Genomic DNA, 16,926 nt, shown 5'->3' on the forward strand with positions numbered 1-16,926 from the left:
GGATCAGCCCAGTCCGCTCAACGAAGCCGCGTCTTCTCGGTGATGAGCGGGCCGAGGCTCATCGAGCCGTTCAGCTCATAGCCGTAGTCCACGTTGTTGCGGCGCCCGAAGACCAGCAGGGTCTCGATCACCGGCACCGCGCAGACCTCGCGCACGATGATGCGCTGCGCCTCGGCCCAGAGGCGGCGCTGTTCGACGAGGTCGGTCGCGACGCGCGCGCCGTCGATCTGCGCATCGGCCTTGTCGCAATGGCTGAAGTTCGTCACCGCGGTCGGCGTCTGCACGATGCTGCGGCTGTGGAAGAACTGCGTCAGGAAGATGTCGGCGACCGGGAAGCGCGCCGCCGAGTAATAGACCATCGGCGACAGATCCTGGCGGATCTGCTGGTGGAAGGTCGCGTGCTCGACGATGTTCAGGTCCAGCGTGATGCCGGCGCGGCGCAGCTGCTGCTGCAGCACCTGCATACCCGACAGCATTTCCGGCAGCTGCGTGTGGATCACGCGGATGGTGAGGCCGTTGGGATAGCCGGCCTCGGCCAGCAGGGCCTTGGCGCGGTTGATGTCATGCGGCAGCAGGCCGGGATCGTTGATGAAGCCGAGGTAGCCGCGCGGCACCACGCTCTGGCCTTCGCGGCTGACGTCGGCCCCGCGCCAACGCACGAATTCCGCCCGGTTCACCGCATGGGCCAGCGCCTGGCGCACGCGGATGTCGTTGAACGGCGGGCGCGTGATGTTCAGGCTGAGCTCGGTCAGCTCGCCCGGCTCGAACACATCGACGGTGACGTTCGGAAGCTGGCGGGTGCGGTTGACCCAGGTCTGGTCGGCACGGCCATAGTTCACATCGAGCTCACCGGCCTGGAAGGCCAGATCGCGCGAGGCGTCGGAGGGGATGAAGCGGTAGCTGATGCCCCCGAGCAGCGGCTTGCCGCGGAAGTAGCCCTCGTGTGCCACGAGTTCCGCGCTCTGGTTCGGCGTGACGTGGTCGAGCATGAACGGCCCGGTCCCGATCGGGCTGCGCACGAAGCCCGCACCGCGTTCCTCGACCGCGCGCCTGGAGACGATGTAGCCGCCGGCGTAGTTGGTGAGGATGCCGAGCAGGCTCGGCACCGGGTTGCGCAGCTTGATGCGCACGGTCATCGGATCGACCGCCTCGATGGTCTCGAAGGCCGCGAAATCGGCGGCGAAGGCGCTGGTCGCCGCGGTCGAGGATTTCTTCAGGCTGAACACCACGTCATCGGCAGTGACCATGCCGTAGTTGCCGTGGAAGGCGACATTGGGGCGGAGGTGGAAGGTCCAGGTCAGCCCGTCGTCGCTGCGCTCCCAGCTCTGGGCCAGATCGGGTTCGATCTCGGCCGGATCGATCGAGCCGGGCTTGAAGCGCACCAGCCCGTTGAACATCCAGGCGACCACGACGCGGTCGATGGTCGAGACGGCGAAATGCGGGTCCAGCCGCCCCACATCCTGCGCCGCCATGCCGACCCGTAGGATCGGCAGCGGCTGCGCGAAAACCGGCGTCGAGAACGCCAGAGCAGCGGCCAGGATGGCCGCCTTGAAACCGAACCGTCGTATCATCGTTCTGCACTCCCAAAAATTTGCGCGCCGGCCGCCGTGGCGGCCAAGCTCCGAATCCGAAATTCACGCATGCATGACGGCTGCCGTGGTGACGTGGCAGCGCGCCGCATGAGTGGCGGCGAGAGCCACCAGCGGCTGCGGCAGTTCGCAGCCCGCCTGCGCCAGCGGGCAGCGCGGGGCGAAGCGGCAACCTTCCGGCATCTGGTCGAGCGGCGGCACCCGGCCGCCGATCGCCGAGAGCTCCTGCTCGGCCTGGTCCAGCCGCGGGATCGCGGCGAAGAGCGCCCGCGTATAGGGGTGGCGCGGATCGGCGAAGATGACATCGACCGGCCCCTGCTCCACGATCTCGCCGGCGTACATCACCGCGACGCGATCCGCGATCTGCGCGACGACGCCGAGGTTGTGGGTGATGAACAGCACCGCCATGCCATGCCGCTCGCGCAGATCGGCGAGCAGCCCCAGCACCTGTGCCTGGATCGTCACATCCAGCGCCGTGGTCGGCTCATCGGCCAGCAGCACGGCGGGCTCGCATGCCAGCGCCATGGCGATCATCACGCGCTGGCGCATGCCGCCCGAGAACTGGTGCGGATATTCCCGCAGCCGGGCGGCGGGGGATGGGATCTTCACTTCCTCGAACAGCGCGCGGGCGCGCTCCAGCGCCTCGCCGCGCGACAGGCCGCGATGGATCATCAGCGATTCCGCGACCTGGTCGCCGACCGTCATCACCGGGTTCAGCGAGGTCATCGGTTCCTGGAAGATCATCGCCATGCGGTCGCCGCGAATCGTCTCCAGCGCCTTTTCTGAGGCACCGGCGAGTTCCATCCCGTCCAGCAGGATGCTGCCCGCGGCGACGCGGCCGAAGGGCGGCTGCACCAGCCCCATCACCGAGAGCGCGGTGACGCTCTTGCCGCAGCCGCTCTCGCCGACCAGGGCCAGTGTCTCATTGCGTTCGAGGCGCAGCGACAGGTCGCGCACCGCCGGATACCAGGCGCCGCCAATGCGGAACTCGGTACGCAATCCAATCAATTCAAGCGCTGCGGTGGTCGTCATCGCGGCGGAGCCTGACGGCTCGTCCACGGCCTGTCCACAATTACCACCCGTGTTGCGCTGCGGGATACGGCAGCCGCGCACCGGAGTGGCCATCCCGCAGTCACCTTGCGCGGCATCCGCCCGATCGAGGGCGAAACCCCGCCGGTTCGCGCCGTGACTCCCCCGCCCCCCGAGGCTTAGACAAGAGGTCAGCGCGACGCTTCAGGAGATCCGGCTTGTCCCTACCCGCCCTTGAGGCCCAGTTGCGGCAGGACCTCGTCGCGTTGAACCAACCCGCCGCGAATTGGGTGCCGCCGCGCGGCGCCGAAATCACCGATGCGCTCATCATCGGCGGCGGGATGCTGGGGCTGACCGCGAGCCTCGCCCTCACCCGCCTCGGCATCCGCCACCATCGCGTGCTGGATGCGGCCCCGGCCGGGCAGGAGGGCCCCTGGATCACCTATGCCCGCATGCTCACCTTGCGCTCGCCGAAGCATCTGGTCGGCCCGGCGCAGGACCTGCCGAGCCTGACCTTCCGCGCCTGGTACACCGCCCAGCATGGCGAGGCGGGGTGGGACGCGCTCGGCAAGATCCCGCGCGGGATGTGGATGGACTACCTCGTCTGGTTCCGCCGCGTGCTCGATCTGCCGGTGACGAACGGCATCGCGATGCGCGGCATCCGCCCCGGCCCGGATGGGCTGATCGCGGTCGAGACGGATACCGAGGGCAGGCTGCTCACCCGCCGCCTCGTGCTGGCCACCGGGCGGGACGGGCTCGGCGGGCCGCGCATTCCCGATTGGGTGCCGCAGCCCCGCGGCCCGCGCATCCGCCACAGCGCCGAGACGGTGGAGTTCGCCGCATTGGCCGGCAAGCGTGTGGCGGTGATCGGCGCCAGCGCCTCGGCCGTGGACAATGCCGCGACCGCGCTGGAGCAGGGCGCGGCCGAGGTCCACATGCTGGTCCGCCGCCCTGCCCTGCCGGTGCTGAACCGCTTCAAATCCATGGTCCATGCCGGCTACACCCACGGGCTGCCGGGGCTCGACGACGCGACGCGGCTGGAGATCCTGCGCGCCGCCGGCGAGGGCGCGGTGGCACCCCCCCGCGAATCCCTGCTGCGCCTCGCGCGCCAGCCCGGCTTCCGGCTGCATCTGGCAACCCCGGTGCTGGCGGCAACGGAGGATGCGGAGGGCGTGACCCTGCGCCTGCCCGGCGAAACCCTGCGGGTCGCCATGCTGATCCTCGGCACCGGCTTCGCCGTGGATCTCGCGTTGCGGCCGGAACTGGCGGGGATCGCGGGGCTGGTGCGGCGCTGGGGCGATGTGCGGGCGGGCGATCTCGGCGAATTCGCGGCCTATCCCTATCTCGGCCACGGCTTCGAATTCGAACCGCGCGCGCCCGGCACGGCGCCCTGGCTCGCGCATGTCCATGCCTTCAGCATCGGCGCCATCGCGAGCCTCGGGCTGATCAGCGGCGACATCCCCGCGGTCGGGGACGGCGCGCGGCGGCTGGCGGAGGCGATGGCGGCCTCGCTGTTCCAGGAGGATGCGGCCCAGCACCTCGCGGCCCTGCGCGCCTATGCCGATCCTGAACTGCTGGGCGACGAGGTGCCGGCCGAAGCGCTCGCCTATTCGGCCGCGGCCATGAAGTCCCGCACCGCCGGGTAGATCTGGCTGTTCCAGCGGCGGCCGGCGAAGACGCCGTAATGCCCGACGCCCATCTGCAAATGATGGTGCTTCCGCTTGGCCGGCAAAGCGGTGCAGAGGTCGAGCGCGGCACTGGTCTGGCCGATGGCGCAGATGTCGTCGCGCTCGCCTTCGACCGTCATCATCGCGGTGCGGCGGATCTCGCCCGGGCGCACCAGGCGGTCGCGCCACATCATGCGGCCCTCGGGCAGGTCGTGGTCCTGGAACACGCGCTGCACGGTTTCCAGGAAGAACTCCGCCGGCAGGTCCATCACCGCCAGATATTCGTCGTAGAATTTGCGGTGCGCCGCGGCCTCATCGGCGTTGCCGTCCACCAGATGCCGGAACTGGTCACGATGGGCGTTGATGTGGCGGTCGGGGTTCATCGACAGGAAGGCGGTCAACTGCGTCGTGCCGGGATAGACCCGCCGCCCGCCGCCCGGCAGGCGCCAGGGCACGGTCGAGATCAGATGCCGCTCGAACCAGGACATCGGCTTGGACTGCGCCAGCACATTCACCTGGGTCGGGCTGATGCGGGTGTCGATCGGGCCTGCCATCAGCACGGCGCTCAGCGGCGTCGCGGGATTGTCCTCCTCGCCCATCAGCGCGCAGGCGGCCAGCACCGCCACCGCCGGCTGGCAGACGGCCAGCACATGCGAACCGGGCCCCATCTCCTCCAGGAAGCGGATGATATGGGCGGTGTATTCATCGAAGCCGAAACGACCGTCCTTGGGGTCGATGTCGCGGGCGTTGTGCCAATCGGTGACGTAGACGTCGTGGTCCACCAGCGTGGTCCGCACCGTCTCGCGCAGAAGTGTGGCGAAATGGCCGGACATCGGGGCGGCGATCAGCACCTTGGACTGCCCCGGCACCGTGTCCTTGGCGAAATGCAGCAGCGTGCCGAAGGGCGTCGCATAGGCCGCCTCCTCCCGCACCGGCACCCTCTCGCCGCCGATCTCGACCTCGAAAATGCCGAAGGGCGGGCGCGCATGGCTCGCCGCCATGCGGCCGAACAGGTCGAGGGCGGCGGCCGTCCGCCGCAAGGCCCAGGTTTCAGGTCGTCCGGAGTCCCAGGAGGTCAGCATATCCGCGGTGCTGCGCGCCATGGTCCGGAAAGGGGCGATGAAGTCGGCCTGAGCCTGATACAGGGAATACATGGCGCGGACCCTCGCGCCGCTTGATTGATGTCGTCAAGCGGTTCCTTGGACGGCCTGCGGCGGTTCCAGCCGCGCGAGCCGCACCGCGGTCTGCCCCGCCGTGACCCGCGGCGAGGGCATCACCAGCAGGCAATCATCATGCGGGGTGCGGATTTCCTCCTCCCCATCCAGCGCGATCAAGGTGTTGCGCCGCGGCACCACATCCCCCCCGCGCACCGGGCCGAGGAAGGCGAAGCTGTCGCTCGCCGCCGTGATCGTGCGGGTGACGGAGGCGAAGCGCGGCAGGGTCAGCACCGGGTCGGGCGGCAGCAGGGCCTCCTCCACCACCCCGGACAGGCGCAGGAATCGCGCGGTGGCGGCGGTCAGCGTGGCGATGGTCTCGGCGGCCCAATGCGGCCCGCCCTCCACCAGCACCGCCGCCGCCGGGTCCTCGGCGCGGCCGAAGCGGCCGTAATCCAGCAGGCGCTTGCCCGCGGCATGCCCGGAATCGGTGACGACCAGGGGCGGCACCCCGATGGCGCGGGCCAACTCCCGCCCCTTGGCCGTCGCCCCGGCCAGGATCAGCGGCTCGGAGGGCCAGAGCATGGAATGCAGGTCCAGCAGCAGATCCACGGTATCGAGGAAGGGGCGCAATTCCCGCGCCCGGCGCAGCTCCGCGCTGCGGCGCGGCCCTTCCAGCGTCTCCAGGTCCCAGACCCGGTTCAGGTCTTCCTCGACGAAGCGGCTGGCGGTCGGGTCCATGGGGTCGAAGCGGCCATAGGCCAGGATATTGCCGAAGATGAAGGACAGCCGCCCCCGGCGCGGCCGCAGCCCCTGGCGCAGCAGCCGGTCCAGCACGATGGCGCCCGCGATCTCATTGCCATGCATCAGCGCGCAGAGGGCGACATGCGGCCCCGGCGCCTGCGCCTGGAAGCTGGTGACGCCCGGCAACTCGCTCCCCGCCAGCCAGGCGCGCAGATCGGGGATCGGCACCCGCACGGTGAGATCGGGGACCCCCCCGCTCATGTCACGCCGCAAGCCGGGTGGTGAGGCGCGCCATCATGTCCATGCAGGCCGAAAGCTGTTCGACCGCGATCCACTCCTCCGGCTGATGCGCCTGGGCGATGTGGCCGGGGCCGCAGACGATGGCGGGCACGCCGGCCTGCTGGTAGGTCCCGGCCTCGGTGCCATAGGCGGCGCGGGCGCCGGCGGGCCGGCCCGCGAGCGCCTCGGTCTCCGCGATCAGCCAATGGCCCTCGGGCAGATCCAGCCCGGCGGCGATGCAGCGTTCGGCGAAGGTGAAGCGGATACTCGGATCGACGGCGCGCAGGCTCGGCAGCACCTCGGCCTCGCAGAAGGCGTTGAGGCGCGCCAGCATCTGCTCCGGCGGATCGGAGGCGAGCCAGCGCGTCTCGAATACGAAGTCCGCGTGGTCGGGCACGATGTTCAGGATGCTGCCGGCGTGGAAGGTGCCGACATGCACCGATGTATGCGGCGGCGCGTAATGCGCATCGCGCGCGCCCTCGGCCACCAGCCGGCGGTGTTCGCGTGAGAGCCAGGCCACCGCCTCGGCCGCCGCCTGCAAGGCATTGGCGGTCTCATGCGTGCGGGAGGAATGGCCAGTGACGCCGCTGACCGAGGCATTCCAGGTCTTTAACCCCTTGTGGCCCGGCATCGGCGCCATGCCGGTGGGCTCGCCGACGATCACCGAGGCGGGCGGTGGCGCGGCCTCGCCCAGGGTCGGCGCGAGCAGCCGCGCGCCGGCGAAGGTCGTCTCCTCGTCGAAGGTGAACAGCAGGTGCACCGGCCGTGCCAGGCCGGCCGCGACGAAGCCCGGCACCGCGGCCAGGGCGCAGGCGCAGAACCCCTTCATGTCGGTGGTGCCGCGACCGATCAGTTTTCCGTCCTCGGCACGCAGGGTGAAGGGATCGGCCAGCCAGGCCTGGCCATCGACCGGCACGCAATCGACGTGTCCGGAAAGGGCCGTGCCGCCTGCGATGCGCGGGCCGATGATGGCGTGCAGATTGGCCTTGCCGGTGGCGGGATCATGTTGGACGCGCGGCTCCACCCCATAGCCGCGCAGAAACTCCTGCACGAAGCCGATCAAGGGCAGGTTGGTCACGCGGCTCGTGGTGTCGAAGCCGACCAAACGGTCCAAGAGGGCGATCGCCGCTGCGGTGTCGGGCATTCGTTTCTCCGGTGGCGTAAATGGTCCTGTAACCTGCCGGGCTGGATCGTGACTCCCGGGCTGAATCTTCGTATCTGCGCGAGGCTGGATCGGGCCGAGGTGGCCCGGACAAGCAGGGCGCAGGGGCATCCTGCCGGGGGCGCGAGGGCGCGTCCATCCATGGGGAAGCGACTGACCATGCCACGCATTGCGATCCTGGGCCTGCATCTGGAGGCCAATGCCTTCGCACCGGTCACCCGGCGCGAGGATTTCGAGCAAGCCTGCCTTGAGGCCGGCCCGCGCATCTCCACTTTGGCCCGCGCCCCCAGCAGCCATTTGCCCGCCGAACTGCCGGGGTTCTATGGCGCGATGGATGCCAGCGGCGATTGGACGCCGGTGCCGATCCTCATCGCCTCCGCCCCGCCGGGCGGGCCGATCGACCAGGCGCTGTTCCATGAGTTCCTGGACACCATGCGCAGCGGCCTCGCCGCCGCCTTGCCGCTGGACGGCGTCTATCTGTGCAGCCATGGCGCCAGCAGCGCCGTCGGCGATGAAGACAGCGACGGCACCATCGCCGCGATGATCCGCGCGCTGGTCGGCCCCGAGGTGCCGATCGTCGTGACGCATGACCTGCATTGCAACGTCAGCGAGCGGCTGGTGGCCAGCGTCAACGCCTTCATCGGCTACCGCACCAACCCGCATGTGGACATGGCCGACCGCGCCGCCGAGGCCGCGGGGCTGATGCGGCGGATGCTGGCCGGGGAGCGCTATTCGATTTCCTTCATCCGCCTGCCGATGACGCCGCCGACCGTGACGCTGCTGACGGACCACGGCCCCTATGCGGATCTGATCCGCGATGCGGAGGCGGCGATGGCCTCGGGCGAGGCGGTGAATGCCTCGGTCACCGGCGGCTTCGTCTATTCCGACCTGCCGAAATGCGGGATCTGCGTGACCGTGACCGCGCGCGATCGCTCCAGCGCCCGCGGCGTCGCCACGCGCCTCGCGACCCGCGCCTGGGTGGAACGGGGACGCCACACCCGAAGCCTGCTCTCGGTGCCGGAGGCGCAGGCGCTGGCGGTGAAGGCCGGGCGCGGCGAGCATCCGCCGGTCTGCCTCGCGGACGCGGGCGACAATCCGGGCGGCGGCGGGCGCGGCAACACCGCCTGGCTCCTGCGCGCCTTGCATGAGGCGGGCGCACAGGGCGTGGTGCTCGGCGTCTTCGTCGATCCGGCGCTGGCGGCCGAGGCGCATGCCGCGGGCGTCGGCGCGCTTCTCGCCCCCGCCGTGTTCAACCGCGTGCCGGATGAGTTCGGCAAAACCTTCTCCGCCCCGGCGCGGGTCATGGTGCTGTCCGATGGCAATGGCACCGGGCGGCGCGGCACCTGCGCGGGGCGGGAGTTCTCGCTCGGGCCCTCGGCGCTGCTGCAATTGGAAGGCTCCGGTTTGCAGGTCGTCGTCGGCAGCCTGCGGCGGCAGCTTTACGAGCCGCGCATGCTGGAGATGTTCGGCATCGACATCGGGCAGGCGCGCTGCGTGGTGGTGAAGAGCCGCGGGCATTTCCGCGCCGGCTTCGACGAGTTCTTCGACCCCGAGCGGATCTTCGAGGTGGATGCCCCCGGACTGACCAGCCCGATCCTGGCGAATTTCGCCTTCCGCCGCCTGCCCCGCCCGGTCTGGCCGCTCGACCCGGAAACCGTCTGGAACGGTTGACACAGACAACGGTTGCTCCGACCGTATTGGTTGGGAGAACCAGCCAATGTCCGACAGGCCAAAGAAAGTATTCATCCGCGAGGAAGGCCCGCGTGAGGGCTTCCAGATCGAACCGCAGATCTTCCCGCTGGAGGATCGCGTGCGGCTGGTGGAGGCGCTGGCCGAAACCGGGCTGACCCATATCCAGGTCGCGAGCTTCGTCAGCCCCAAGCGCGTGCCGCAGATGGCCGATAGCGAGGCCTTCTTCGCCGCCCTCCGCAAGAAGCCGGGGGTGCATTACAGCGGGCTCTGGCTGAACGAGGCCGGCTTCCACCGCGCCCGCGCCTGCCCCAACGTGGATTTGTCGGGGCGGATCAGCCTCTACGCCTCGGACGCCTTCGCCCGGCAGAACAACGGCTGCGGCGCGGAGGAGATGCTGGAGCGGCAATACGCCTGGATGGACCTCTACGACCAGTTCGGGATCGAGGTGGAGGCGGCGATGGTCATGGCCGCCTTCGGCTGCAACCGCGAGGGGCCGATCGCGCCGGCGAAGGTGGTGCGGATGGCCAAGGGCGCGGTCGAGCTTTGCGCGAGCCGTGGAAAGATCCTGCCGAAGTTCTACCTCGCCGACACCATGGGCTGGGGCAATCCGGACCAGGTGCGGCGCCTGGTGGGCGCGGTGCGCGAGGTGCTGCCGGACGAGACCCTGCTCGGGCTGCATCTGCATGACACACGGGGCCTCGGCCTCGCCAATGTGCTCGCGGCGCTGGAGATGGGCGTGTCGCTGTTCGACGGCTCGGTCGCGGGCCTCGGCGGCTGCCCCTTCGCGGGGCACGGCGACAGCCGGGCGGCGGGCAATGTCTGCACCGAGGATCTGGTCTTTCTCTGCGAGGAGCTGGGGATCGAGACCGGGGTGGATCTGGATGCGCTGATCGACTGCGCGCGCCTGGCCGAACGCATCATCGGCCGGCCGCTGAACGGGCGGCTGATGAAGGCCGGTTCCCTCAACGCCTATCGCGCCATCGTCCAGGAGGCCGCCCAATGATCTCTCGCCGCGCTGCCCTCGCTTTGCCCCTGCTCGCCACCCCGGCGCTGGCGCAGGAGACCTGGCCGTCCCGCCCGATCCGCTTCGTCATCCCCTTCGCCGCCGGCAGTGCGACCGACCTGCGGGCACGCGTCTTCGCCGAGCCGCTGTCGCGCCGCCTCGGCCAGCCGGTGGTGGTGGAGAACAAGGGTGGCGCCAATGGCTTCCTGGCCTCCGAGGCGGTCGCCCGCGCACGGCCGGATGGGCAGACCTTCCTCTTCACCGCCAATACCACCCATGCCAGCAACCCGGCGCTGTTCCGCACCCTGCCCTATGATCCGATCAAGGATTTCGAGCCGGTGGCGCTGCTCGGCACCGGGGTGCTGCTGGTGGTGGTGAACAAGGATTTGCCGATCCACAGCATGGCCGAGTTCACCGCCGCGTCGCGGGCGCGGCAGGGCGGGCTGGATGTGGCCTGGGGCAGCGCCTCCTCCCGCGTCGCGGCCGAGATGTTCCGTACCATGGCGGACGTGCCGATGAACCTCGTCGCCTATCGCGCCAATCCGCAGGGGCTGACCGATGTCATCGCCGGCAATGCCCAGGCGATGTTCCTCGACACCACCACGGCGCTGCCGCAGGTGCGGGCGGGGCGGGTGCGGGCGCTGGCGGTGTCCTCGCGGACGCGGATCGGCATCCTGCCGGAGCTGCCGACGGTGATCGAGGCGGCCGGGCTGCCGGAGTATGAGATGCTGACCTGGAACGGCATCTTCGCCCCCGCCGGGACGCCGGATGCCATCGTGCAGCGGATGTCGGCGCTGCTGATGGAGATCAATGCCGAGCCGGCGATCCAGGAACGCTATGCGCAGGAGGCCAATACCGGCCTCGGCATGGGGGCGGCGGATTTCGGGCGCTTCGTCGTCGCCGATATCGCGCGCTGGCGGGATGTGGTCGCCAAGGCCGGGATCGCCGTCGAATGAGCGCCCGACCACTTGCGGGGCTGCGGGTGGTGGAGATCGGCCAGGTCCTCTCCGGCCCCTTCGCCGCCGCCATCCTGGGCGATCTCGGGGCCGATGTGATCAAGGTGGAGAAACCCGAGGGGGGCGACGACGCCCGCCGCATGGGCCCGGCCTTCCGGGGCAGCGACGCGCTGAATTTCTGGGAGTTCAACCGCGGCAAGCGCAGCGTGGTGCTGGACCTGAAGGCGCCGGAGGGCGTCGCGGCGCTGCATGCCATCCTGGAGACCACCGACATCCTGCTGCACAACATGCGCCCCGGTGCGGCCGAGAGCCTCGGGATCGGGGCGCCGGCGGTCACCGCCCGGCACCCCCGCCTGATCTATTGCGAGATGGGTGCCTTCGGCCATGTCGGGCCGCTGGCCGGGCGGCCGGGGTATGAGCCGCTGTTGCAGGCCTATTGCGGCCTCTCCTCCATCACCGGCGCGCCGGACGGGCCGCCGGTGCGGATGGGCGCCAGCGTGGTGGACCAGGGCACCGGCATGTGGACGGTGATCGGCGCGCTCTCGGCCCTGGCCGAGCGCGAGCGCACCGGGCGCGGGGCGATCATCAACACCAGCCTGTATGAGACGGCGACCCTCTGGGCGGGGCAAAAACTCTCGGCCTGGGTCAACCAGGGCAAGCCGCCGCAGCGCCATGCCAGCGGGCATCCGAATTTCGTGCCCTATGAGGCCTTCGATGCGGCCGACGCCCCGCTGCTGGTCTGCTGCGGCAATGACCGGCTGTATCGCAAGTTCTGCGCCGCGCTCGGCCAGCCCGGCTGGGCCGAGGATGCGCGCTTCCTCACCAACCGCGACCGGCTGGCGCACCAGGCCGTGCTGCTGCCGCTGATCGGCGCGGTGATCGCGACCCGGCCCCGCACCGATTGGCTGGCGCTGCTGGAAGCAGCCGGCGTGCCCTGCGCGCCGATCAACACCATCCAGGAACTGGCCGCCGATCCGCAGACCGCCGCCTTGGGGATGCTCACCCCGGTGCCGGGCAGCGATGTGACCCTGGTCGCGATGCCGCTCTCCTTCGACGGCGAGCGCCCCCCGATCTCTGGCCCGGCGCCGGCCCTCGGCCAACACAGCGAGGAAATCCTCGCCGGGCTGGGAGTGCACAGCGAGGCCCCGCCGCGCCAAGATAGGGCATGACACCCAGAGACCGCTTCGCCGCCGCCGCTTTCGCCCGCGCCCCCCAGGTGGTCGAGGTCGCCCGGACGCTGATCGCCATCCCCTCCCCCAACCCGCCCGGCGATGTGCGCGCCGCGGCCGAGGGCGCGGCCGCGCTGATCTCCGCCTTGGTGCCGGGGGTGGAGCTGACCCTGCACCCGACCTCGCCCGATGTGACCAACCTCGTGGCGCGGGTGCATGGCGCGGGCGCCGGCAAGCGGGTCGTGTTCAACGGCCATCTGGACACCTATCCGGTCAACGAGGCGCTGCCCTGGACGGTGCCGCCGCTGGGTGGGGTGGTGCGCGACGGGCGGCTCTATGGCCGTGGCGCGGCGGATATGAAGGGCGGCATCGCGGCCTCGATCCTCGCACTCGCGCTGCTGGCCGAACACCGCGCCGATTGGAACGGCGAGGCGGTGCTGACCCTGGCCGGCGATGAGGAGAGCATGGGGGTGCTCGGCACCCGCTGGCTGCTGGACAATATCCCCCATGCCCGGGGCGATGCCGTGATCATCGGCGATGCCGGCAGCCCCAGCGTGCTGCGCTTCGGCGAGAAAGGCTTTTGGTGGGTGGAGATCGAGGCCACCGGCCGCGCCGCCCATGGCGCGCATGTGCATCTGGGCGAGAATGCGCTGGACCGCCTCTCGGTCGCGTTGGACGCGCTGCGCGCCCTCCGCCGCCTGCCGGTCGCCGCCCCCGCCGCCGTCACCGCCGCCATCGCGGCCTCACAAGCCATCAGCGAACCGCTCTGCGGCGCCGGGGAGGCCGAGGTGCTGGGCAGCGTCACCGTGAACATCGGCCAAATCTCCGGCGGGCAGGCGCCCAACCTGGTGCCGGCCTTTGCCCGCGCCGCCGCCGATATCCGCCTGCCTGTGGGCGTCTCGGGTGAGGCGCTGGGGGCGGCGCTGGCCGAGGCGCTGGACTCGCTGCCCGGCATCATCTGGCGCGCCACCCGGACATTCGAACCCAACCACACCAACCCCGACCAGCCGCTGATCGCGACCCTGCATCGCGTGGCCGAGGAGGTGTTGGACGCCCCGGTCGCGGTGAACATGCGTGTCGGTGGCAGCGATGCCCGCTGGTTCCGCATGGAGGGGCTGCCCACCGCCGTCTATGGCCCCACCCCCTTCAACATGGGCGGTGCCGATGAATACGTGCTGGTCGAGGAGCTGGCCGCCGTCATGCGGGTCCATGCGCTGACGGCCTTCGACCTGCTGCGGTGACCGCCGCCGCCGCGCGCCGGGAATTTTCCGGGGCGATGGCGCGGCTGGGGCCGTTCGGCGCCGAGCCGCTGCTGGCGCTGGGCGTCTCGGGCGGGCCGCATAGCCTGGCGCTGGTCCTGCTGGCCGAGGATTGGCTCCGCCCGCGCGGCGGGCGCCTCCTCGCGCTGATCGCCGATCATGGGCTGCGCGCCGAAAGTGCCGCCGAGGCCGCGGGCGTCGCGGCCCTACTGGCCGGGCGCGGCATCGCCCATCGCATCCTGCCCCTGCGCCTCGCCCCCGGGACGGCGCTGCATGACCGGGCGCGGGCGGCGCGGCTCGCGGCCCTGCTCGGCGCGGCCGAGGCGGCGGGGGCGCCCTGGCTGCTGCTCGGCCATCATCGCGGCGACCAGGCCGAGACCCTCGCCTTCCGCGCCCTGCGCGGCAGCGGCCCGGACGGGCTGGCGGGCATGGCCACCGCGCGCGCCGCGCCCGGGGCGCTGCTGCTGCGGCCGCTGCTCGGCATGGCGCCCTCGGCGCTGGAGGCGATCTGCGCCGAGGCCGAGCTTTCGCCGGTGCGGGATGCGAGCAATGCCGATCCGCGCTTCCTCCGTGGCCGGCTGCGCGCGGTGCTGGACCCGGATGGCCCCGGCGCCGAGGCCCTGGCCGAAGCCGCCTCTGCCTGGGGCCTGCGCCGGGACCGGGCGCGCGCCGCCGTCGCCACCCGGCTGGCCGAGGCCGCCGCCTTCCGCCCCGAGGGCTGGCTGCGGCTGGATCGCGCGGCGCTGGGGCGGGATGGCATTGCCGTCGCCGCGCTGACGGCGGCGCTGCGGGTGGTCTCGGGCGGCCCCTACCCGGCCCCGGCGGCGGGCGTCGCCGCCTTGCTGGCGCGCGGCCATGGCGCCCTGGGCGGGGCGATCCTGACCTCGGCCGGGGTGTTGGCGCGGGAACCGGCGGCGCTGTCCCCCCCGATCGCCGCCACGCAGGGCGTGGTCTGGGACGCGCGCTGGCGGGTCACCCGGCCTCTGCCGGAGGGCGCCCGAATCGGCCCCGCGGGCGCTGGCCCGGCCGCGGAGGGCTGGCCCGAAGGGCTGCCGGCCGTGGTCCGCGCGGGGCTACCCTGTATCTTCCTGGGGGGGGAGTCGTCTTCCGCCGCCGCCCACACCATCTTCCAGCCACAGGGGGGTGCCGCGTCGTAACGTGGCGTTGCATCAATCTAGGGTTCATGCGGGGCCCAAGACACCCTATGTTCGCATACGCCGGCCTTTCTGCCGGCCTTTCACGGGAAACGCGCGGTGAACAATTTCGGCCGGAACCTTGCATTGTGGGTCATCGTGGCCCTGTTGCTGGTGGCGCTGTTCAACCTTTTTCAACCGGCCTCGACCGGCCCCACCCGCGCGGGGCAGCAGGTCGCCTATAGCGATTTCGTGAATGAGGTGAACGCCGGCCATGTCCGCGACGTCACCATCCAGGGCCGCACGCTGACCGGTCAGCTGTCCGATGGCCGCACCTTCAGCACCTATTCGCCCGAAGACCCCAGCCTCGTCTCCCGCCTGACCGAGAAGAACGTGCGCGTCGTCGCCCGTCCGGAAGATGCCGACGGCAACCCGCTGATCCATTATCTGCTGTCCTGGTTCCCGATGCTGCTGCTGATCGGCGTCTGGATCTTCTTCATGCGCCAGATGCAGGGCGGCGGCGGCCGCGCCATGGGGTTTGGCAAGTCCAAGGCCAAGCTGCTGACCCAGAAGGAAGGCCGCATCACCTTCGAGGACGTGGCCGGCATCGACGAAGCCAAGGCCGAGCTTGAGGAAATCGTCGAATTCCTCAAGGACCCCCAGAAATTCCAGCGCCTGGGCGGCAAGATCCCCAAGGGCGTGCTGCTGATCGGCCCGCCGGGCACCGGCAAGACGCTGCTCGCCCGCGCCATCGCCGGCGAGGCGAATGTGCCCTTCTTCACCATTTCGGGTTCGGACTTCGTCGAGATGTTCGTGGGCGTCGGCGCCAGCCGCGTGCGCGACATGTTCGAACAGGGCAAGAAGAACGCCCCCTGCATCATCTTCATCGATGAGATCGACGCGGTCGGCCGCCATCGTGGCGCCGGCCTCGGCGGCGGCAATGACGAGCGCGAGCAGACCCTCAACCAGATGCTGGTCGAGATGGACGGCTTCGAATCCAACGAAGGCGTCATCCTGATCGCGGCGACCAACCGGCCGGACGTGCTGGACCCCGCGCTGCTGCGTCCCGGCCGCTTCGACCGTCAGGTCATGGTGCCGAACCCGGATGTGAACGGCCGCGAGAAGATCCTCCGCGTGCATATGCGCAAGGTGCCGCTGGCCTCGGACGTCGATCCCAAGGTCATCGCGCGCGGCACCCCGGGGTTTTCCGGTGCCGATCTGGCCAATCTGGTCAACGAGGCCGCCCTGCTCGCCGCCCGCACCGGCCGCCGCACCGTCGGCATGCACGAGTTCGAATTCGCCAAGGACAAGGTGATGATGGGCAGCGAGCGCCGCTCGCTCGTGATGTCCGAGGGCGAGAAGCGCATGACCGCCTATCACGAGGCCGGCCACGCGCTGATGGCGATGAAGGAGCCGGAATGCGACCCGGTCCACAAGGCGACCATCATCCCCCGTGGCCGCGCTCTCGGCCTCGTGATGTCGCTGCCGGAAGGTGACCGCTACTCCAAGCACAAGTCCAAGCTGCTGGCGGAACTCGCCATGGCGATGGGCGGGCGGGCGGCGGAGGAGATCATCTTCGGCTCGGACAAGGTCAGCAACGGCGCCTCGGGCGACATCAAGATGGCGACCAACCAGGCGCGCATGATGGTGGCCGAATGGGGCATGTCGGATGCGCTGGGCATGATCGCCTATGGCGCGGACAGCCAGGAGGTCTTCCTCGGCCATTCCGTCACCCAGTCGAAGAACCTGTCGGAGGCGACCGCCCAGGCGATCGACAAGGAAATCCGCCGGATCATCGACCACGCCTATGCCCATGCCAAGGCGACCCTGGAAGCCAATGTCGATGAGCTGCACGCCATCGCCAAGGGGTTGCTGGAGCATGAGACGCTCTCGGGCGACGAGATCCGCACGGTGATGCGGGGCGAGCCGGTGGTGCGCAGCCGCCCCGACGAGCCGATCAACCAGGGTCGCGGCAGCGTGCCGAGCAGCGGCCGCCCGACCACCACGCCGCGCCCGACCCCGGGCGGGCTGAACCCCTCGCCGCAACCCGGCACCTGAGCGCCGCGCTTTTGCGATGGGTTGAACCGCTG

At 70.5% G+C, this 16,926-nt stretch carries 13 protein-coding genes; 8 read left to right on the forward strand and 5 right to left on the reverse strand.

What is annotated here, in order from left to right; all coding sequences use genetic code 11:
• Positions 1 to 17: 17 nt before the first annotated feature.
• Positions 18 to 1,571, reverse strand: a complete 1,554-nt coding sequence (locus tag C8P66_RS14140; RefSeq protein WP_111398914.1) for an ABC transporter substrate-binding protein — start codon at positions 1,569 to 1,571, stop codon at positions 18 to 20.
• Between the two features lie 63 nt (positions 1,572 to 1,634).
• A complete protein-coding gene (locus C8P66_RS14145) occupies positions 1,635 to 2,621 on the reverse strand; it encodes an ABC transporter ATP-binding protein (RefSeq protein ID WP_111398915.1) in 987 nt (328 codons plus the stop codon).
• A gap of 215 nt (positions 2,622 to 2,836) precedes the next feature.
• Between C8P66_RS14145 and C8P66_RS14150 the strand changes: the two genes are divergently transcribed.
• The gene (locus C8P66_RS14150; protein WP_111398916.1) at positions 2,837 to 4,264 is read left to right on the forward strand and encodes an NAD(P)-binding domain-containing protein; all 1,428 of its coding nucleotides are present in this window, start codon (positions 2,837 to 2,839) and stop codon (positions 4,262 to 4,264) included.
• Here the strand turns inward: C8P66_RS14150 and C8P66_RS14155 are convergent.
• From C8P66_RS14155 to argE, 3 genes are read right to left on the reverse strand one after another with little or no spacing between them, the layout of a single operon-like run.
• Positions 4,225 to 5,439 (reverse strand): polyhydroxyalkanoate depolymerase, encoded by a 1,215-nt coding sequence (locus C8P66_RS14155; RefSeq protein WP_111398917.1) that lies wholly within the window; start codon positions 5,437 to 5,439, stop codon positions 4,225 to 4,227. The two genes, C8P66_RS14150 and C8P66_RS14155, sit on opposite strands and share 40 nt — an antisense overlap.
• A 33-nt stretch (positions 5,440 to 5,472) precedes the next feature.
• The gene (locus C8P66_RS14160; RefSeq protein WP_111398918.1) at positions 5,473 to 6,444 is read right to left on the reverse strand and encodes a M14 family metallopeptidase; all 972 of its coding nucleotides are present in this window, start codon (positions 6,442 to 6,444) and stop codon (positions 5,473 to 5,475) included.
• A gap of 1 nt (position 6,445) precedes the next feature.
• Complete coding sequence (gene argE / locus C8P66_RS14165; RefSeq protein ID WP_245903528.1) at positions 6,446 to 7,606, reverse strand: acetylornithine deacetylase; 1,161 nt, start codon at positions 7,604 to 7,606, stop codon at positions 6,446 to 6,448.
• A gap of 177 nt (positions 7,607 to 7,783) precedes the next feature.
• Here argE and C8P66_RS14170 point away from each other — a divergent pair, with 177 nt between their 5' ends.
• The 7 genes from C8P66_RS14170 to ftsH all read left to right on the forward strand — a co-directional run bounded on the left by C8P66_RS14170 (position 7,784) and on the right by ftsH (position 16,894).
• A complete protein-coding gene (locus tag C8P66_RS14170) occupies positions 7,784 to 9,295 on the forward strand; it encodes a M81 family metallopeptidase (RefSeq protein WP_245903530.1) in 1,512 nt (503 codons plus the stop codon).
• Positions 9,296 to 9,341: 46 nt separating this feature from the next.
• Complete coding sequence (locus C8P66_RS14175; RefSeq protein WP_111398921.1) at positions 9,342 to 10,319, forward strand: hydroxymethylglutaryl-CoA lyase; 978 nt, start codon at positions 9,342 to 9,344, stop codon at positions 10,317 to 10,319.
• Positions 10,316 to 11,275: a Bug family tripartite tricarboxylate transporter substrate binding protein gene (locus C8P66_RS14180; RefSeq protein WP_111398922.1), complete on the forward strand. Its 960-nt coding sequence runs from the start codon at positions 10,316 to 10,318 to the stop codon at positions 11,273 to 11,275. The genes C8P66_RS14175 and C8P66_RS14180 overlap by 4 nt, the downstream gene beginning before the upstream one ends.
• Positions 11,272 to 12,444, forward strand: a complete 1,173-nt coding sequence (locus tag C8P66_RS14185) for a CaiB/BaiF CoA transferase family protein (RefSeq protein ID WP_111398923.1) — start codon at positions 11,272 to 11,274, stop codon at positions 12,442 to 12,444. Before C8P66_RS14180 ends, C8P66_RS14185 begins: the two co-directional genes overlap by 4 nt.
• Positions 12,441 to 13,685: a M20/M25/M40 family metallo-hydrolase gene (locus C8P66_RS14190; protein ID WP_111398924.1), complete on the forward strand. Its 1,245-nt coding sequence runs from the start codon at positions 12,441 to 12,443 to the stop codon at positions 13,683 to 13,685. Before C8P66_RS14185 ends, C8P66_RS14190 begins: the two co-directional genes overlap by 4 nt.
• Positions 13,682 to 14,860 (forward strand): tRNA lysidine(34) synthetase TilS, encoded by a 1,179-nt coding sequence (tilS, locus tag C8P66_RS14195; RefSeq protein WP_111398925.1) that lies wholly within the window; start codon positions 13,682 to 13,684, stop codon positions 14,858 to 14,860. Before C8P66_RS14190 ends, tilS begins: the two co-directional genes overlap by 4 nt.
• 96 nt (positions 14,861 to 14,956) lie before the next feature.
• Complete coding sequence (gene ftsH, locus C8P66_RS14200; RefSeq protein WP_111398926.1) at positions 14,957 to 16,894, forward strand: ATP-dependent zinc metalloprotease FtsH; 1,938 nt, start codon at positions 14,957 to 14,959, stop codon at positions 16,892 to 16,894.
• The last annotated feature ends 32 nt before the right edge of the window (positions 16,895 to 16,926 follow it).

Source organism: Humitalea rosea (assembly GCF_003253705.1).
Lineage (GTDB): Bacteria > Pseudomonadota > Alphaproteobacteria > Acetobacterales > Acetobacteraceae > Humitalea > Humitalea rosea.

Bases quoted from the DNA above. Each gene is read 5' to 3' on its own strand.
- C8P66_RS14140 (WP_111398914.1), bottom strand. From the start codon at position 1,571: ATGATACGACGGTTCGGTTTCAAGGCGGCCATCCTGGCCGCTGCTCTG.
- C8P66_RS14145 (WP_111398915.1), bottom strand. From the start codon at position 2,621: ATGACGACCACCGCAGCGCTTGAATTGATTGGATTGCGTACCGAGTTC.
- C8P66_RS14155 (WP_111398917.1), bottom strand. From the start codon at position 5,439: ATGTATTCCCTGTATCAGGCTCAGGCCGACTTCATCGCCCCTTTCCGG.
- C8P66_RS14160 (WP_111398918.1), bottom strand. From the start codon at position 6,444: ATGAGCGGGGGGGTCCCCGATCTCACCGTGCGGGTGCCGATCCCCGAT.
- argE (WP_245903528.1), bottom strand. From the start codon at position 7,606: ATGCCCGACACCGCAGCGGCGATCGCCCTCTTGGACCGTTTGGTCGGC.
- C8P66_RS14170 (WP_245903530.1), top strand. From the start codon at position 7,784: ATGCCACGCATTGCGATCCTGGGCCTGCATCTGGAGGCCAATGCCTTC.
- C8P66_RS14175 (WP_111398921.1), top strand. From the start codon at position 9,342: ATGTCCGACAGGCCAAAGAAAGTATTCATCCGCGAGGAAGGCCCGCGT.
- C8P66_RS14180 (WP_111398922.1), top strand. From the start codon at position 10,316: ATGATCTCTCGCCGCGCTGCCCTCGCTTTGCCCCTGCTCGCCACCCCG.
- C8P66_RS14185 (WP_111398923.1), top strand. From the start codon at position 11,272: ATGAGCGCCCGACCACTTGCGGGGCTGCGGGTGGTGGAGATCGGCCAG.
- C8P66_RS14190 (WP_111398924.1), top strand. From the start codon at position 12,441: ATGACACCCAGAGACCGCTTCGCCGCCGCCGCTTTCGCCCGCGCCCCC.